Raw genomic sequence first — 16,470 nt, forward strand, 5'->3', positions numbered from 1 at the left:
TACCTTAACCTAACGTTAATAGTTAGGTGTTGTTATGTTTGAACGTTGTTTGCAAAAAATAACTAAAAGTTGCCGTTTTTTAACCATGGGTTTGTTTTTTGGTTACTTTTCTAACGCCGCTGCACTGGAGTTGGTACTAGAAGATCAACACGGTGGCAAACTAGCAAATGCTGTTATTGAGCTTCACTTTAACGCCGAGCAATTAGCCAAGCCAAATCTTCCTGTAGCCACTATGGACCAAGTTCATAAACAGTTTTTGCCAGAGCTATTAGTTGTGCAAAAAGGGCAGCAAGTTGATTTTCCAAATAGCGATAATATTCGCCATCATGTGTATTCTTTTTCGCAAGCTAAGCCTTTTCAGTTAAAGTTATATTCAGGGCAACCAAAAGCACCGATTACTTTTGATAATCAAGGGGTCGTTGTTTTGGGGTGTAATATTCACGACTCTATGGTTGGCTACATATATGTGGCAGGTAGCAAACATGTTTATAAAACAAATGAGCAAGGCAAAGTAACCTTGCCAAATAACTTATTACCGATTGAATTAAGCATATGGCATGCTTTGCAAACAGCACCTTTGGAGAATAAAAAAATTATAACAGTAAGCGCTAAAAGCAAACACACCATAACGATAAACACATCTACACCAGCACCAAGAAACACCTTTGGTAGCAAATTTAAGGCTGGTAATGACTCATAGTTTAAAAAACCGAATTACCTCGCTCTGCGTAGGGCTGGTGTTATTAACAACGCTGGTGAGTGTTGCTAGTTTTTGGTGGTCAACAAGTCAGTTTCAGGAACAAAAAGTAGACCAAGACATAAGTGTTGCGCAAAACGTTTATAAGCAATATTTAACCTCAAAAGAAAGCCTATTGTTAACAGCAGCTAAAGTATTAACTGCCGATTTTGGTTTTAAACAAGCGGTTGCCACGCGCGATGCGGGCACCATAAGCAGTGTTTTGTACAATCACAGCCAACGGATAGACGCGCAATTAATGTTGCTTATAGATTTATCGGGTCAGCTAATTTCGTCAAATTTAGAGCAAGGTGCCTTTGAAGACGACTTGCGGCCTTTACTCGCAGAGCTTTTTAACGCACAAGAGCAATCTACATTTGTAGTGTTAAACAATGAGCTTTACCAGGTTATTTTATTACCTGTAAAAGCCCCAAGAACCATAGCTTACAGTTTAGTGGGCTTTAAAATAGACGACAGTGTTGCAAGCGAACTTAAAAGCTTAACAGGCATGGACGTAAGTTTTGTAGGCAGTGCCGACAACCTAGTTATTAGCTCGTTAGATGAGCGCCCAGCGCCTTTTGAACCGGTGAGTTATTTTAACTCAGCCACCACCTCACGAATATTTGGCGAGTACCCGGTTTACCGAAACCGAGATATTAATTTAGCCTCTTTGGCAACACACCCAATTATTATTTTATTAAGCGCCGATTTAACACAAAGTTATAGCGATTTTGAAAAGCTATTTTTTACCCTTATTATTTTGTCTATCTTAACGATGTTTGTAGGTGTAATAACAAGTAGCTTATTAGCAAATAACTTAACAACGCCGCTTTCTCAGCTGGTTGTAATTGCTAAGCAGTTTGCGCAAGGTAATTATAATTTTGAGTTTAAAGGTAAAAAACAAAGCACAGAAATAACGACCTTAGTTAATGCGTTCGACAACATGGGTAACGACATCAACAAGCGTGAACAACAAATTAGTTTTCAGGCGCGACACGATACTTTAACCGGCTTTTATAATCGCTCTGCGATGTTAGAAGTGTTGGACAAAGAATTAAGCGAATTAACTCAATATACGCTTGTAGCTATAGATATAAAAGGGTTACGCCATATAAACGATAAGCTTGGCCCGCGCATTGGCGATGAATGTATAAAAACCGTGGCATGCAGAATAAGTGAGTTTTCGGATGAGTTTGGTGGGATTCATGCGCGTATTGGGGGAGATGAGTTTTTAACGGTATTTCCAAGCAGTGCGGTTAGCGAGAAAAAGTGCGGCATAGAGGGATTAATTGCTAGGCTTCAAGAGTGTTATACCATTCAAAAGCTAAAAATTAACTTACAGTTTAGTACCGGTGTATTGCAGTACCCATCGCAAGGTACTGCCAGTGATGACTTGGTAAGGCGAGTGCTTATTGCCGTAGAAAATGCGGCAAATAACCAAAACCATATACATTATTACCAAGATGGCGAGGACGAGGCCCACTTAGATCGTTTAATTATGCTTGATGAATTAAAGCAAGCTATTAGCGACGACGATGGTCAGCTGTTTATGACCTACCAGCCTAAGCTGCATATGCAAACTCAAAAAATAGATAAAGTTGAGTCGCTTATTCGTTGGCAGCGTAAAGATGGCAGCTGGGTTAATCCCGAGTTATTTATTGATTTAGCAGAGCGCTCAGGGCTAATTGTTGAACTAACTGCATGGGTAATAAATACCGTAGTTGCACAAGTTGCCGAATGGAAATCGAAGGGTATTGAGCTTCAAGCCGCTATTAATGTATCGGCACAAGATATTGCGTTTCCGGGGTTTCATGCCGCGTTAGTCGCTACGCTAAAAAAACATAATGTGGATGCAAGGTTAATCACCATTGAATTAACCGAGCGCGACATGATAGAAAACGAAGAAAAGGGTATTAAAGCGCTTAAAGATTTAAAACAAATTGGCGTTAAAATATCGCTTGACGATTACGGGGTAGGGCAAACATCGCTAGGGCGTTTAAAAATGTTACCTATTGATGAGCTTAAGCTCGATAAATGTTTTATTTTAAAACTAGATGCCTCTCAAAAAGATCAATTTATAGTGCAGTCGTCAATTACGCTTGGGCATCAGTTAGGTTTTTCGGTGGTGGCTGAAGGGGTCGAAACCGAAGAGTCGTTAGCTTTACTTAAAACAATGCAGTGCGACCATGCACAAGGTTACTACCTTAGCCGGCCTTTAAAAGCTGATTTATTAGAACAATGGCTGGAAGAATACTATGGTAAAAATTAAGCATTTATTTGTCAGTGTTTTATTGCTAATAAGTTTGCCAACGGTTGCCAACAGTAGCGGAAAGTTACTAGCAACACCGGGTGTATCTCAAGTTGAAGGTAGCGGCGGTGGAGGTATAGTGCCTTGGGCTCAGCTTGCGGGTTATGCGAGCGAAGATGAATTTTCGGTAAATGGTTTTTGTAGCCGAGCGGATGTGAGTGATTACGCATTAAATGTATGTGGTGCGCAGTTAAACTTATTTAATCGGGTAGAGCTAAGTTACGCAAAACAAGAGTTTGACGTGCCAGCACTTAACACAGAAATAGAGCAATCGATTACCAGTGCAAAAATACGTTTATATGGTGATATTGTTTACAGCCAATGGCCGCAATTAAGTTTAGGTATACAGCATAAATCGCTAGATGACGGCACCGTAGCCAAACTTGTTGGCGCAGAGGATACCAGCGGTACAGATTATTACTTGGCTGCCAGTAAGCTTCACTTAGGTGCATTTGCAGGTTATAACTGGTTTTGGAATGTAACAACACGCTATAGTGAAGCCAATGAACTGGGACTACTCGGTTATGGTGGCGGTAATGCTGACAGCGCGTTTTTATTTGAAGGTAGCACCGCTGTATTTTTAAGTCGTGAATTGGCAATCGGTATTGAGTATCGTCAAAAAGCGAATAACTTAAACTTGGGTGAGCAAGACTGGAAAGACGTTTTTGTTGCCTGGATGCCTAATAAAAATGTGAGTGTAACTGCCGCATACTTAGATTTAGGGCGTATTGCAGGGGCAGACGATCAAACCGGTTGGTACTTATCGGTAACAGGGTATTGGTAATGAAGTTAATTGCAGTTGGGTTTTTATGTGTAGGTATTTTAATGGGTTGTGCGAATAAAGCACCGCCTACTTTATATTACCAAATTGGCGGTAACGCCGGCATAGAAAAACTAATTGATAGCTTTATTAACCAAATAGGCAATGACGAGCAGGTATTTAACTACTTTGAGCACACAAACATAGCACATTTTCGTCAAGGTTTTATTTTGCATATGTGCATGCTTACCGATGGCCCGTGTAAATACAGCTACGCAGGTGATTCAATGGTAGACATACACACCGGCATGAATATAACAGAAAAAGACTTTAATCATGTTGTTGATTTATTAGTGAATGCCATGAATGAGCAAAACATATCTCATCCTATTCAAAATAAAATTTTGTCAAAAATGGCGCCATTAAGAGGCGACATTATTAATATATAGTGGATAAACATTATTTTCTGTTTACCTACAATACAGGCCATTAGTTATGTACAATGAACAATATTGTTACTTTATTGTATATTTTTCATGTTTGTATATTTCGACGTCCAGCATATTTATTATTTACCTCAATATATACCTGTAATTGAAAAATTATCAAATAGAGGCCATCAATGCGCATTAGTATTTTATAGATCTCAAGAAAAACAATTTATAGATATTTGCGAGACGTTCGCGGTTGAAAATTCAATAAAAGCAATTTGGTTGGAAGATAAATCAAATACATTAGATTTCTATCAGGGTGTTGAGTGTGATTGGGTCGTGTTTGGTAATGCATTTTTAGATGTTGATAAACTCAATAATAAAAGTGTATTAATGCAGCATGGCATAGGTCCAAAAAGCTGTTACTACGATGTATCAAACACAACGACTACCGTTCGCTTTGTTGAAGGTGAGCATCGTTTAAAACGATTAAAAAACTTATATCCAAATGGTAATTTTGTTGATAGCGGCTATGCGAAATTAGATCCAATTATTAACAACTCAGTGGAAAAAGTTGACTTGGCTGGGTTGGGATTAGATAAGAATAAGCCAACACTTTTATATGCCCCCACTTTTTATCCGAGCTCTATTGAGTGTATGAGCGATGATTTTCCAGAGTGTTTTCCTGATTATAATATTATTATAAAACCACACTTTTTTAGTTTGTCTAAACCGCGTTATAAAAAACAAAAAAGTAAAATCATGCGCTGGCAAAAATATAATAATGTTTATTTAACAAGTGAAAGTGAATTTAACTTAACGCCTTTTTTAGCGGTTGCAGACATAATGTTATCAGACGCGTCGTCTGCTATATTTGAGTTTGCAGCTCTGGATAAGCCTGTTGTGTGGTGTGACTTTTACAAGTTACGATGGAATTATAGAGGTATATTTTCTTATCGTTTTAAGGCACGGCTTGATGAGGACATAAATTATTTTCACAAAATTTGTCAAAGGGCTGAACAGTTCAGCGATGTTGTATCTGCAGTTCAGTTGTGTGCCTCAGAATCTGAAGAATTTAGATTTAACCGGAAAAAAATTATTGAGCAGCTTGCAGGAAAAATAGATGGAAATTGCGCTGACCGTATAGTTAATTACTTAGAGAGTTATGAATGAAACGAGTTATTACATTTGGTACCTTTGATATTGTTCATGTCGGTCATATTAACATTTTAGAACGCGCCAAATCCTTAGGTGACTATTTAATTGTTGGGATATCATCAGATGCACTCAATATGCAAAAGAAGGGTAGAACTCCAGTTTATAGCGAAAGTGATAGAGTTAAAATAATTAGTTCTTTACGCTGTGTCGATGAAATTTTTATAGAGCATTCCCTTGAGCTCAAAGGCGATTACATAAAAGAACATGATGCAGATTTGTTAGTAATGGGGGATGATTGGGCAGGTAAATTCGATAACTTCAAAACGTTATGTGACGTACAATACTTAACTAGAACACCTTCCATTTCAACTACGGAAATAATTGAAGTAGTTCGCAATCCTTCATAAAACTTAGAAGAGCGATAATTGAGTAATATTTTGATTATTACTCCAAACCCCATTCGCTTTATTATTAAAAGGTTATCAAATCAAAAACTTAATAACCTGCCAGCAATTACAAAAAAGGCTAAACGACCCTACTTTAGTGTTGTTTGATGCGGGTATGCTTCGCCCTGGTGTTTTAGGAACTTATGTGCCTGAAGCTATGCTACCCAATGCAAAGCGGTTTGACATAAAAAATGAGCTGGCAGATAAATCAAACCCGCTATCAAGCACAATGTGTAATGCACAGCAGTTTACACAGGTTATGCAGCATGCGGGTGTAAACCATGATTCGTTTATTGTGGTATACGAAGATGCCGGCTTATTTAGTGCTGCAAGGGCGTGGTGGATGCTAAAAGCCATGGGGCATCACAATGTAAAGGTTTTAAGTGGCGGTCTTAAAAAGTGGTTAGCGTGCGGCTATGCAGTGCAGCAAGGTTATAGTGAGTCTTTAACGTGTGGTAATTTTGAAGCAAGTTATAATCCAAGTTACTTTATTGGCCGCCAGCAAGTATTAGCAGCAATAGATGATGCGAATACGGTATTGCTAGATGCGCGTGCCTATAAACGCTTTACTGGTGAAGAGAGCGAACCTCGAAAAGGCATGCGAGGTGGGCATATACCACAAAGCCGTTCATTGCCTTTTTTAGATTTATTAACTCATGGCGAGGCTAAAGCTTTTGAAGAAATAAAGATAAAATTTGAGAACGCTGTAGGTACTGCAGAGTATATTCAATTTAGCTGTGGATCAGGTATTACAGCGTGTATTTTAGCTTTATTTGCTGATGAATGTGGTTATAAAAACTTAAGTGTTTATGACGGATCTTGGAGTGAGTGGGGCGCGAGTAACTCGTTGCCTATTGCTACTGGAGAAAAGTAGGTGAGTCATGAGTTTAAAGCTTGCTCATGTTAAAGCGCAGCGCCTCTAAACCTCTTTGTGAATAACAGTACTTAAAAATTTTACTCACAAGGAGAAGTAAAAGAGAAAAAATGAGAAGGTAAAAACGAATATTTTATCGCATTTTTATAAAGTAGCTTTTACTTTCTAAAACCATATGGGCAGTTTTTACAGCCATTTTTACAACAGGTTCCTCGCTTTAAAAAAAACCACTTACTAAATACCATGTAGCCATTTTGCATAGTGTAGTCGAGCTCTTCAATTAAGTTATCGTTTCCTTTAAATGCTTTTGCAAACTCTATTTGGCTTTTAATTGGCTGAGTATAAAGCTCTTCAAGGTAATGATTAATTTTATTGAGTGTACAGGTTTGGCACAAACAGCTTGTTGCCGTTGCGTCTAGGGGTAAAATAGCGGGTAACTGGTTACACCAACATGCGGTTATATTATTTACATTACAGTTAAGCACTGTATTACATTGGCTGCAGTTTGTTTGAGTCATTTTAGTTCTTATCAACAGTAGAGCGCCAAGAATAACAAATATTATGAATATACAAAAAGCCTTAGCAGAATTTATTACGTTTTCGGCACAAAGAGACAATGCAATATCGGTTATTGTGTCAACGCCTGCCTATGGTCAAGCGCCCTTATACACATTAAAAACTGACGTATTAGTTGGTGTAATTAAACGCTGTTTGAGTGGTGAAATAGATTTAGATGACTTAGAGCTTTGGGCTAACGTTATTGAGTCACGAGAAGACGTTGATTGCGCTGAACACGAGGGCGTTATTTATGCGCTTAGTAATAGCGAGCAAATGGGCGAGCTTGATCACCAAAAGCTTCAAAAAATACTGGCATTGTTAAAGGGTTAAAGTTTAGGTTAACTTAAAACCGCATTTAAATTAAATGCGGTTTTAGTATTTTTTGACAACCTGATTACTTGTGATATCCCAAGCAGGTTTCTACTTCGTTTTTAGATCCTAAAATAACCGCTACACGCTGGTGAATAGCGTCTGGCTGAATATCCATAATACGTTCAGAGCCTGTTGAGGCAATGCCGCCGGCTTGTTCTACTAGCATAGCCATTGGGTTTGCTTCGTAAAGCAGACGCAGTTTATTGGGTTTATTAGGATCTTTAGTATCAGTTGGGTAAGTAAATACACCGCCTCGGCTTAGTACGCGATGAACATCGCCTACCATGGCGGCAATCCAGCGCATATTAAAGTTTTTAGCGCGCGGGCCGGTATCGCCTTGCAGTAAATCATTTATGTAGTTTTGCATAGCGGGTTGCCAATGACGCTGATTAGACGCATTAATCGCAAACTCGTTTGTATCTGCAGGTATAGTGGCAAAGTCTTCTGTTAGTAAAAAACTCCCTTGGGTTTTATCAAGGGTGAACATGCGTGTGCCTTTACCTGTACTAAGCGCCAACATTGTTGATGGGCCGTACAGTACATAACCTGCCGCAACTTGCTTGTGGCCAGGTTGCATAAAAATACTTTCGTCTGCTGCATCTGAGCCTTCAGGCGCTTCCATAATTGAAAATATAGTCCCTACCAGCGAGTTAATATCGGTGTTTGACGACCCATCAAGTGGGTCAAATGCCACAATATATTTAGCGTCGGGGTTTCCTGCAACGGTGTAATCTTCTTCTTCAGAGGCAATGGCTTTAACTGTGCCCGACTCCAGTAAAATATCTTTTAATAGCTGATTAGATAATACATCGAGCTTTTTTTGCGTTTCGCCTTGAATGTTTTCATCAAGTGTTGAGCCTAATACGCCAGAAAGCGCACCTTGACCAACACGAAACGATATTTCTTTACATGCCGCTAAAATAGTTCGGATTAATGATAATAGTTCTCTTGGGCAACCGTCTTCTAGCAATACTGGAGGGAGTCTACGCATTCTATTTTCCTGATAACGTGTTAAAACCAATCATAATGTGAGAGAGATTAGTTTAGAGCGCTGAAATTCGTCTTAAATATCTGTATTGTTTAAATACCGCCCTATAATGGGGGCACCTAATCGTACCTAAAACGCCTATAACAAAGATAAGATTATGAAAAAAATACCACTACTAAGTTACATACTCTTTACTGTGTTGTGCTCTATCATAACTCAAGCGCACGCAGCAATTAAGTCAATTGATGAATTTACTACACAAATGAACCACTTTCCGGGGTATTACTCGTTTTATTACGATACTCAAAACGGCAAAGTGTATTTAAAGGTAGATAAGTTTGAGCAGCAGTTTTTATTACAACAAAGTTTGCCATACGGGATTGGGTCAAACGATATTGGACTTGATCGAGGCCAGCTTGGCAACACGCATTTGGTACAGTTTGAGCGCTTTGGCGATAAAGTTATGCTGCGTGCTGTAAATACTTACTACCGTGCTAACACTAATAACAAAGCCGAGCAGCAAAGTATCAAAGAGGCATTTGCATCAAGCATATTGGCGGGCTTTAAAGTGGTTGCTGAAGACAAAAACACGGCACTTATTGATTACACACCTTATTTATTGAGCGATGTACATGGAGTAAGCCGTACACTAGCTGCCCGTAAGCAGGGGAATTTTAACCTTGATGAATCACGAAGTGCGGTTTACATGGCGCGTTCAAAAGCCTTTGTAAAAAACACCGAACTGGAAGCCGTGCTTACATTTAAAGGCGCAAAGCCGGGTAAGTTTGTACGCCAAGTTAGCGCCGACCCATACACTGTTACCGTACATATGCACCATTCACTTATTCAATTACCAGATGATAATTACATACCACGTAAATTTAACCCGCAATCGGGCTTTTGGAGCATTGAACACAAAGATTACGCAGCGCCTTTAGGCGAGTCGATGTATGTTCGTTATATACCGCGTCACCGTTTAGCAAAAAAAGATCCGAGCTTACCTATTAGCGAGCCGGTTGAGCCTATTGTTTATTATTTAGATCCCGGTGTACCAGAGCCAGTTAAAAGCGCCTTACTTGAAGGTGGTAAGTGGTGGAATGTTGCATTTAGCGCTGCAGGTTATAAAAACGCGTTTATTGTTAAAGTATTACCAACCAATGTTGATCCCATGGATATTCGTTACAACGTAATTCAGTGGGTACATAGGGCAACACGTGGCTGGTCATACGGAAGCTCAGTTATTGATCCGCGCACCGGTGAAATATTAAAAGGCCATGTAACCTTAGGATCGCTTCGTGTCCGCCAAGATATTTTAATTGCAGAAGCGCTGGCTGCTCCTTATTTTAAAGGAGATGAAGTTGCTAAAAACTTACACGCTATGGCGCTTGATCGTATTCGCCAGTTAAGTGCCCATGAAATTGGCCATACATTAGGTATTGCCCATAACTTTGCGGCATCAGTAAGTGATAGAGCCTCAGTAATGGATTACCCGCACCCATTATTGAGCTTTAATGAACAAGGCAAGCTTGATGTAACACGAGGCTATGCAACAGGTATGGGCGTATGGGATACCCAGGTAATTAAATACGGTTATAGCGACTTTACCAATCAAGATGAAAGCGCAGAGCTGGCAGCAATTTTAAAAGAGAATAAAGCCAAAGGGTTAGCGTTTATTTCAGATTCTGACGCGCGGGCTAAAGGGGGCGCTCATCCAACGGCTCACTTATGGGATAACGGCGCTAACCCATCAGAAGAGCTTTTACGTGTTTTAGATGTGCGTAAAAAGGCACTTTCGCAATTTGGTATTAATAATATTAAGTCCGGTGTTGCGCTATCTCAGTTAGAAGAAAAGCTTGTGCCACTTTATTTATTTCATCGTTTTCAAGTTGAGTCTGTGGTTAAGTTAATTGCAGGTGTAAATTACGAATATGAAACACGCGGAGATGAGCCTGTCCAAGGCGCTCAGGTTGTTGATAAGCAAGTGCAACAAGATGCAGTTAATGCCATTTTAGCAACACTTACAGCCAAAAATTTAGTTATACCTGAATCGGTATTATCGTTAATTCCGCCAAAAGCATATGGTGAGTCTAAATCGCGCGAAAGCGTAGTGGGGCGTACCGGGTTAACACTTGATGCAATGGCTTTACCAGAGGTGGCAGTGCAGCATAGTTTATCGTTGTTGCTTAATCCACAACGCTTAAATCGTTTAGCGCAACAACAAGCCCGTAATAACCAATTTTACAGTTTAGATGCGTTATTAAAGAAGTTGTATAGCCATGTTTATAATGTATCGTCGCCCGATACAATGAAAGGCAAAATAACCCAGCGTATACAGTTTTTAACAGCAAAAACCTTTGCTGACTTAGTGGCAAATAATAATGTAAGCCCAGAGGTACAGGCCCAACTTCGTTATTACTTAGTTAAGCTAAGTGACGACTTTAATCAAAACACTATGCTGAGTAATACAAGCACCGGTGAAAGCGCATTTAAGCAATATCTAGCAGTGCAGGTAAAACACTTTTTAGCCAATGGAGAGTGGCCTAATAACTTTAAGGTTCTGCCTATACCGCCAGGTTCACCCATTTAATTTTATAAGGGCGCAGGTTAACACGCCCTGAGCTTTAAACGCCTTTATAAGCAGCGCTTCGATAGTATCAAACGCTGTTTTTTCTTGCATAAAATTGGTTTTTTGTTAACCTACTTGCCTTCCATTTTTTGTCTTTTGAGGTGTATATGGCGTTTTTATCTCGTGCGATTTTATCGCTTTCCATTGCACTTTCAAGTACCGCTGCCTTTGCTCAAAAACCGTGTGATGTTGAACTCAGACATGGCCTAATTATTACCGATGACGTAATACGAATTGTTGATAAAGGCCAAACACGAGTGCAAATTAACAACAATACCCAGCTCTTTATTCGTGGCTATTGGGTCGATTTAGGTGAAGATGAAAGCAAAGTACTGGAGCAATTTAGCCAAGGCATTCGCCAAACAGTACCCGAACTTGTAAATTTAGCCACCGACGGTGTTAATTTAGGGCTGAGTGCTATTGAGCAGGTGGTTGAGGGCATGTCGGATAAAGAGCCTGAAGTACTTAAAACCCAACTACAATACGTAGAACGCGCGTTGATGGATAAGTTTAAGCGAGGCGACGACTTTTTTTTTATAGCTCCTCAATCACTTTCTCAAATTGATGACTTTTTTACAAAAGAAATAAGCCAAAAAATCCACTCGGCGGTTCATGGCTCGTTAGGTGCTATTTTAGTGTCTTTAGGGGATGCGTTTAAATCGCGTGAAGGCAATATTGAGGATCGCATTAACGATATGGGTCAACGCATGGATATCATCACGAAAGAGATTGATAAGTCATTGCAAAAAAAAGCAGACCAATTAGAGCTAAAAGCATCAGAATATTGCGAATACCTCAACACCTTAGATGTCACCGAATCTCGCTTACAAGCGATTGTACCGGGCATGGCAGACTTTGATTTAGTGCAAATTAAATCGTAAGGGAAAGTGGTTCGTGATCAGACCGCCCTATAGTTTTATCTCATTCTCGGTTAACAAGCGGTATTCGCCTGGCGCTAAGTTTTCATCTAACTTAATACCCGCAATTTGCTCACGGTGTAATTCAACCACTTTGTTATCAACGGCGTAAAGCATGCGCTTTACCTGATGGTACTTTCCTTCACTAATTGATAAGCGTAAACCGTAGTTAGCTAAGCGCTCAGCAATAGCAGGGCGGGTGGCATCTTTTTCATTGTGTAGCATAACGCCTTCGCGTAATTGCTCAAGCGCTTCGTCGGTAATTGGTTCTTGGGTTTCAACTAGGTATGTTTTAAATTTATTACTGCGTGGTGAGGTAATTTTATGTGACCAGTCGCCATCGTTAGTGATTATGACTAAGCCTGTTGTGTCTATATCTAATCGACCTGACACATGAAAGTCACTCATATTTGGCTCATCAAGTAAGTCAAAAACTGTTTTGTGTAAGTCGTCACTATTTGCGCACACATAACCAACAGGCTTATTTAGCATAAAGTAACGTTTACCTAAAAATACTAATGGCTCACCGTTATGTAATACGGCATCTTCTTTTGCTAACTGAAAGTTATGTGCTGTGATCACCTCACCATTTACGCTTACTTCTTTACGCTTAATACTGGCGCGAGCTTGCGTGCGCGGTACTTCTGCTAAGTGGCTAATAAATTTATCTAAACGGCAAGGGAATTTCATTTTGGTTCACATTTTTAGTCGGCTACAATGGGCGCGATTATAGCCGATAGTGAAATACCATGACAGTGCACAGCACACTAATTTTAAACCTGTATAAGGCCAAAGTGGCCTCTGGTGAGCTGACGTACGATGCTGCCCAGCAACGTGCGGTTATGGCATTAAATACCTTAAGCCTACAACTTCAGACACCGGTAAAATGGTGGCAAAAAACACCAAATATAAATGGAGTTTATTTGTATGGGCCGGTAGGGCGCGGTAAATCAATGTTAATGGATTTATTTTATAACAATGTGCCAGTGGTAAAAAAACAGCGACTTCACTTTCATCATTTTATAGCACATGTTCATAGTCAATTAGCTGAGCTACAAGGCCACGCTAATCCGCTTACATTGATAGCGAAAAAATGGGCTAAAAACATTAAAGTATTATGTTTTGATGAGTTTTTTGTCAGCGACATTGGCGATGCCATGATTATGGCTAGATTGTTTAAAGCGATGTTTGAGCAAGGTTTAGTACTGGTGGCCACCTCTAATGCAAAACCAGAACAGCTTTATAGAAACGGCCTGCAACGCGCGCGATTTTTACCTACTATCGATTTAATTAACAACCACTGCCATATAGTCAATGTGGCCGGTGGGGAAGATCATCGCTTTAGATATGGTAAAAATAGCCGCCACTATTATATCAACTTACCGAGTGATGATTTTAAAGCTATTTTTGTGCAAGCGAATTCACAGGTTACTTTTTCAGATGTAATTACGATTCACGGCCGTAAACTTAGCTACCAATTAAAAGCGCCTAGAGCCGTAATCATTGATTTTATGGCTTTATGTTCAGGCCCACGTAGTGCAAACGACTATATGTTTTTAGCATCCCAGTTTGATGTGTTGTACGTTAATAAAGTGCCTAAAATGGGTGAAACCGCAACGGGTAAAACGATCGTGCATGGAATAGAAGATAGCTATCAACGGGAAAAGCAAACGCTTGAAGAACACACTTTAGACGACGAAGCTCGGCGCTTTATTGCATTAGTGGATGAATTTTATGATTGTCAAAAATTGCTGATCATAAATGCTCAGGTAAATATAGAGCATTTATATGTGGGTAAAAAGCTAAGCTTTGAATATGCGCGAACGCAATCGCGGCTAGTAGAAATGCAAAATTGGTAAAAAACGCGCTTAACGGTTTATGGCTAAGCGCAAATCTAATTACTTTACTTACTGTAGCCATTTGGATTGTTTGACTGCCAGCGCCATGTATCTTGCATCATGGCATCAATTCCGCGTTTAGCTTCCCAGCCCAGCTCATTAAGGGCTTTTTCTGGTGCGGCGTAACATGCAGCAATATCGCCAGGGCGACGAGGTGATACTTGGTAGGGTACTGCTTGGTTACTTGCTTTAATAAATGCATTAACCATTTGCAGAACAGAATAGCCATTACCAGTGCCAAGGTTATATACAAGTGCACCCGTATTTGTAGCTATTTTATCAAGCGCTTTTAAGTGGCCAATAGCTAAATCTACAACGTGAATGTAGTCGCGTACGCCTGTGCCATCAATGGTGTCGTAATCATCACCAAATACGGCTAACTGCTTGAGTTTACCCACTGCTACTTGAGCAATGAATGGTAATAAATTATTAGGAATGCCATTAGGATCTTCACCAATTAGGCCCGATTCGTGAGCACCTACAGGATTAAAATAACGCAAAATAGCAAACGCAAAGCGCTCGTCAGATTTAGCGATATCCTGGAGCATCATTTCTACCATCAATTTTGAGGTACCGTATGGGTTAGTTGTGCCACCAACAGGAAAGTCTTCTTTAATAGGTAAACTTGCCGGGTCACCATAAACGGTGGCAGATGAGCTAAACACTAACTTAAAAACGCCCGCATCACGCATTGCATCAACTAAGGTTAAAGTGCCTTGTACATTATTTTGGTAATACTCTACTGGTTTAGCAACCGATTCGCCAACCGACTTTAAGCCTGCAAAATGAATAACGCTGTTAACCGTATGCTTTGCAAATACTGAATCTAAAAAAGCTTTATCGAGTATGTCACCTTGATAAAAAGTTACTTCTTTTCCCGTAATTTGTTTAACGCGAGCCAGAGACTCTTGCGATGAATTTGCTAAATTATCTATAACAACAACATCACTTCCTTGTTGCAAAAGTTCTAAAACGGTATGCGAGCCAATATAGCCTGCGCCACCGGTTACTAAAATAGTCATTAAAGCTCCGTAGGGTTCTTTATTCAGTTGTTTTAATTTCAACATAAAATGGCATAGTTTACATGCTTTATATTTAATTTTTAGTTTGCAAAGAAGATGGTTTAAAGTAGTTTTAAAAGGTACATCAGATTACATTTTGTTCGTTTATAATTACATTTAACAACTATGATTAAGTTATAGTTAATATATATCTGTTAGGATTATTTAATTAAGGTAAGCAACAAAGCCACACCATATACGTTGTGTTATGGATTACTTTTTGGAGATAGCTATGAACTCAGTTACAAAAATTTCAATGGCACTGTGTGTTGTATTGCCACTATTTACACATGCTGGCGAGTCTGCAGTTAAGTGGCATGACTTTAAAGACTATCGCGATGTGCGTGCATCAAACCAAACTAAAGCGTCTTACCATAAGCAAATTACTAAGCAGTTTGAAAAACATTTTTCCAAGCTTGCTGAGCAACTGCCAAAAGATTATAAGCTAAATGTCGAAATTACAGATGTTGATTTAGCTGGTGATGTACGTTTTAGTGGCACAAGTGAAATACGCGTTGTTGAACCTATTTTTTTCCCACGTATTAACCTGAACTATTCGTTAGTTAATAAAGAAGGCGATGTAATAAGTGAAGCAAATGATGTTGAACTCAAAGACATGGGCTTTATGGATAGAATAAGAAGAGGCCGAGAGGAGTCATTTGACCACGAAAAAAGATTACTCACACAGTGGTTTGGCGAACAAGTATTAACAAGTATTGATTGAGTTAACTTGCCGCTTAAGAGCGGCAAGTGATTAACTTTGGTTATTTAAACGTGGCAAGTAAAGTGAGTAACTGTTGTAATTTAATGACGGTTGCTTTTAACTTTTCTTCGTTAAAGCCATCGGTTGATAAACTTTCTACGTCGGCTGCAACGTCTAGTACATAGGGTTTGAAACGCTTTGCTTCAAAGTCAAAACCAGCGTCTTTTCCAAATAAGGCTTTAAATTTACCATGGCCTTGTTGTTGTAATTCGTCTAGTTTTTTGTCGGCATCAAGTGCCTGACGATAAACAATTTTTAAGTTAGCGTTGAGTTGTTCAATTATAGAATCCATGGTTTTCCTAAAGCTTTGTACTGCATGGCCGATATAATACGTGGATTACATTTAAAAGTCAGGTTAGTAATATGAATATATCAGGTTCAAGTTTACCCGTTATGTCAGGGGCTAGCGAAAGTGGTGAAGTTTACAGCGCTTCTTTGGCTAAAAAACAGCAACAGGCAGACGGCGCAGCTGCGCTTGCACTAATTGAAGGTGCTGCGCAATCATCAAGTGCGCAAACACCAGCTAAATCGGTGACTGCAACACTTGGTAATAACATAAACGTATACGTTTAAA

At 39.5% G+C, this 16,470-nt stretch carries 18 protein-coding genes; 13 read left to right on the forward strand and 5 right to left on the reverse strand.

What is annotated here, in order from left to right; translation table 11 throughout:
* Nucleotides 1–34 precede the first annotated feature (34 nt).
* The 7 genes from ATS72_RS13690 to ATS72_RS13720 all read left to right on the forward strand — a co-directional run bounded on the left by ATS72_RS13690 (nucleotide 35) and on the right by ATS72_RS13720 (nucleotide 6,713).
* Complete coding sequence (locus ATS72_RS13690; protein WP_058428311.1) at nucleotides 35–700, forward strand: methylamine utilization protein; 666 nt, start codon at nucleotides 35–37, stop codon at nucleotides 698–700.
* On the forward strand, nucleotides 690–3,005 hold the full coding sequence (locus ATS72_RS13695; RefSeq protein WP_058428312.1) for a bifunctional diguanylate cyclase/phosphodiesterase: 2,316 nt from the start codon (nucleotides 690–692) through the stop codon (nucleotides 3,003–3,005). Before ATS72_RS13690 ends, ATS72_RS13695 begins: the two co-directional genes overlap by 11 nt.
* Nucleotides 2,992–3,828: a DUF3034 family protein gene (locus tag ATS72_RS13700; RefSeq protein ID WP_058428313.1), complete on the forward strand. Its 837-nt coding sequence runs from the start codon at nucleotides 2,992–2,994 to the stop codon at nucleotides 3,826–3,828. Before ATS72_RS13695 ends, ATS72_RS13700 begins: the two co-directional genes overlap by 14 nt.
* Nucleotides 3,828–4,253: a group I truncated hemoglobin gene (locus ATS72_RS13705; RefSeq protein ID WP_058428314.1), complete on the forward strand. Its 426-nt coding sequence runs from the start codon at nucleotides 3,828–3,830 to the stop codon at nucleotides 4,251–4,253. The genes ATS72_RS13700 and ATS72_RS13705 overlap by 1 nt, the downstream gene beginning before the upstream one ends.
* Nucleotides 4,254–4,340: 87 nt before the next feature.
* Nucleotides 4,341–5,408: a CDP-glycerol glycerophosphotransferase family protein gene (locus tag ATS72_RS13710; protein ID WP_058428315.1), complete on the forward strand. Its 1,068-nt coding sequence runs from the start codon at nucleotides 4,341–4,343 to the stop codon at nucleotides 5,406–5,408.
* Nucleotides 5,405–5,800, forward strand: a complete 396-nt coding sequence (locus ATS72_RS13715; protein WP_039036343.1) for an adenylyltransferase/cytidyltransferase family protein — start codon at nucleotides 5,405–5,407, stop codon at nucleotides 5,798–5,800. Before ATS72_RS13710 ends, ATS72_RS13715 begins: the two co-directional genes overlap by 4 nt.
* A 79-nt stretch (nucleotides 5,801–5,879) precedes the next feature.
* On the forward strand, nucleotides 5,880–6,713 hold the full coding sequence (locus ATS72_RS13720; protein ID WP_058428316.1) for a sulfurtransferase: 834 nt from the start codon (nucleotides 5,880–5,882) through the stop codon (nucleotides 6,711–6,713).
* Between the two features lie 158 nt (nucleotides 6,714–6,871).
* Here ATS72_RS13720 and ATS72_RS13725 read toward each other — a convergent pair whose 3' ends face one another.
* The gene (locus ATS72_RS13725) at nucleotides 6,872–7,231 is read right to left on the reverse strand and encodes a DUF5522 domain-containing protein (RefSeq protein ID WP_058428317.1); all 360 of its coding nucleotides are present in this window, start codon (nucleotides 7,229–7,231) and stop codon (nucleotides 6,872–6,874) included.
* A gap of 43 nt (nucleotides 7,232–7,274) precedes the next feature.
* Here ATS72_RS13725 and ATS72_RS13730 point away from each other — a divergent pair, with 43 nt between their 5' ends.
* On the forward strand, nucleotides 7,275–7,601 hold the full coding sequence (locus tag ATS72_RS13730; protein ID WP_058428318.1) for a hypothetical protein: 327 nt from the start codon (nucleotides 7,275–7,277) through the stop codon (nucleotides 7,599–7,601).
* A gap of 64 nt (nucleotides 7,602–7,665) precedes the next feature.
* On the opposite strand, the gene ATS72_RS13735 is transcribed toward ATS72_RS13730, so the two are convergent.
* Nucleotides 7,666–8,634, reverse strand: coding sequence for a class 1 fructose-bisphosphatase (locus ATS72_RS13735; RefSeq protein ID WP_058428319.1), 969 nt, complete (start codon nucleotides 8,632–8,634; stop codon nucleotides 7,666–7,668).
* A 154-nt stretch (nucleotides 8,635–8,788) separates the two neighbouring features.
* Here ATS72_RS13735 and ATS72_RS13740 point away from each other — a divergent pair, with 154 nt between their 5' ends.
* Both ATS72_RS13740 and ATS72_RS13745 read left to right on the forward strand, forming a co-directional pair.
* A complete protein-coding gene (locus ATS72_RS13740) occupies nucleotides 8,789–11,218 on the forward strand; it encodes a zinc-dependent metalloprotease (protein WP_058428320.1) in 2,430 nt (809 codons plus the stop codon).
* A 146-nt stretch (nucleotides 11,219–11,364) separates the two neighbouring features.
* Nucleotides 11,365–12,138 carry a YggN family protein gene (locus ATS72_RS13745; RefSeq protein ID WP_006792053.1) on the forward strand — a complete coding sequence of 258 codons (774 nt, stop codon included), beginning with the start codon at nucleotides 11,365–11,367 and terminating at the stop codon, nucleotides 12,136–12,138.
* Nucleotides 12,139–12,165: 27 nt separating this feature from the next.
* On the opposite strand, the gene rsuA is transcribed toward ATS72_RS13745, so the two are convergent.
* Nucleotides 12,166–12,864: a 16S rRNA pseudouridine(516) synthase RsuA gene (gene rsuA / locus ATS72_RS13750; protein WP_058428321.1), complete on the reverse strand. Its 699-nt coding sequence runs from the start codon at nucleotides 12,862–12,864 to the stop codon at nucleotides 12,166–12,168.
* Nucleotides 12,865–12,923: 59 nt separating this feature from the next.
* Between rsuA and zapE the strand changes: the two genes are divergently transcribed.
* Complete coding sequence (gene zapE / locus ATS72_RS13755; RefSeq protein WP_058428322.1) at nucleotides 12,924–14,033, forward strand: cell division protein ZapE; 1,110 nt, start codon at nucleotides 12,924–12,926, stop codon at nucleotides 14,031–14,033.
* A gap of 44 nt (nucleotides 14,034–14,077) precedes the next feature.
* Here the strand turns inward: zapE and galE are convergent, their stop codons facing one another.
* Nucleotides 14,078–15,094, reverse strand: coding sequence for a UDP-glucose 4-epimerase GalE (gene galE / locus ATS72_RS13760; RefSeq protein ID WP_039036351.1), 1,017 nt, complete (start codon nucleotides 15,092–15,094; stop codon nucleotides 14,078–14,080).
* Nucleotides 15,095–15,365: 271 nt separating this feature from the next.
* Here galE and ATS72_RS13765 point away from each other — a divergent pair, with 271 nt between their 5' ends.
* The gene (locus ATS72_RS13765) at nucleotides 15,366–15,857 is read left to right on the forward strand and encodes a DUF3016 domain-containing protein (RefSeq protein WP_006792057.1); all 492 of its coding nucleotides are present in this window, start codon (nucleotides 15,366–15,368) and stop codon (nucleotides 15,855–15,857) included.
* A 40-nt stretch (nucleotides 15,858–15,897) separates the two neighbouring features.
* Here ATS72_RS13765 and ATS72_RS13770 read toward each other — a convergent pair whose 3' ends face one another.
* Nucleotides 15,898–16,188, reverse strand: coding sequence for a hypothetical protein (locus tag ATS72_RS13770; protein WP_006792058.1), 291 nt, complete (start codon nucleotides 16,186–16,188; stop codon nucleotides 15,898–15,900).
* A gap of 71 nt (nucleotides 16,189–16,259) precedes the next feature.
* Here ATS72_RS13770 and ATS72_RS13775 point away from each other — a divergent pair, with 71 nt between their 5' ends.
* Nucleotides 16,260–16,469: a hypothetical protein gene (locus ATS72_RS13775; protein ID WP_006792059.1), complete on the forward strand. Its 210-nt coding sequence runs from the start codon at nucleotides 16,260–16,262 to the stop codon at nucleotides 16,467–16,469.
* The last annotated feature ends 1 nt before the right edge of the window (nucleotide 16,470 follow it).

The organism is Pseudoalteromonas sp. 13-15, assembly GCF_001468205.2.
Lineage (GTDB): Bacteria > Pseudomonadota > Gammaproteobacteria > Enterobacterales > Alteromonadaceae > Pseudoalteromonas > Pseudoalteromonas marina.

Coding starts and splice junctions, on each gene's coding strand:
- ATS72_RS13690 (WP_058428311.1), top strand. CDS start 35: ATGTTTGAACGTTGTTTGCAAAAAATAACTAAAAGTTGCCGTTTTTTA.
- ATS72_RS13695 (WP_058428312.1), top strand. CDS start 690: ATGACTCATAGTTTAAAAAACCGAATTACCTCGCTCTGCGTAGGGCTG.
- ATS72_RS13700 (WP_058428313.1), top strand. CDS start 2,992: ATGGTAAAAATTAAGCATTTATTTGTCAGTGTTTTATTGCTAATAAGT.
- ATS72_RS13705 (WP_058428314.1), top strand. CDS start 3,828: ATGAAGTTAATTGCAGTTGGGTTTTTATGTGTAGGTATTTTAATGGGT.
- ATS72_RS13710 (WP_058428315.1), top strand. CDS start 4,341: ATGTTTGTATATTTCGACGTCCAGCATATTTATTATTTACCTCAATAT.
- ATS72_RS13715 (WP_039036343.1), top strand. CDS start 5,405: ATGAAACGAGTTATTACATTTGGTACCTTTGATATTGTTCATGTCGGT.
- ATS72_RS13725 (WP_058428317.1), bottom strand. CDS start 7,231: ATGACTCAAACAAACTGCAGCCAATGTAATACAGTGCTTAACTGTAAT.
- ATS72_RS13730 (WP_058428318.1), top strand. CDS start 7,275: ATGAATATACAAAAAGCCTTAGCAGAATTTATTACGTTTTCGGCACAA.
- ATS72_RS13735 (WP_058428319.1), bottom strand. CDS start 8,634: ATGCGTAGACTCCCTCCAGTATTGCTAGAAGACGGTTGCCCAAGAGAA.
- ATS72_RS13740 (WP_058428320.1), top strand. CDS start 8,789: ATGAAAAAAATACCACTACTAAGTTACATACTCTTTACTGTGTTGTGC.
- ATS72_RS13745 (WP_006792053.1), top strand. CDS start 11,365: ATGGCGTTTTTATCTCGTGCGATTTTATCGCTTTCCATTGCACTTTCA.
- rsuA (WP_058428321.1), bottom strand. CDS start 12,864: ATGAAATTCCCTTGCCGTTTAGATAAATTTATTAGCCACTTAGCAGAA.
- zapE (WP_058428322.1), top strand. CDS start 12,924: ATGACAGTGCACAGCACACTAATTTTAAACCTGTATAAGGCCAAAGTG.
- galE (WP_039036351.1), bottom strand. CDS start 15,094: ATGACTATTTTAGTAACCGGTGGCGCAGGCTATATTGGCTCGCATACC.
- ATS72_RS13765 (WP_006792057.1), top strand. CDS start 15,366: ATGAACTCAGTTACAAAAATTTCAATGGCACTGTGTGTTGTATTGCCA.
- ATS72_RS13770 (WP_006792058.1), bottom strand. CDS start 16,188: ATGGATTCTATAATTGAACAACTCAACGCTAACTTAAAAATTGTTTAT.
- ATS72_RS13775 (WP_006792059.1), top strand. CDS start 16,260: ATGAATATATCAGGTTCAAGTTTACCCGTTATGTCAGGGGCTAGCGAA.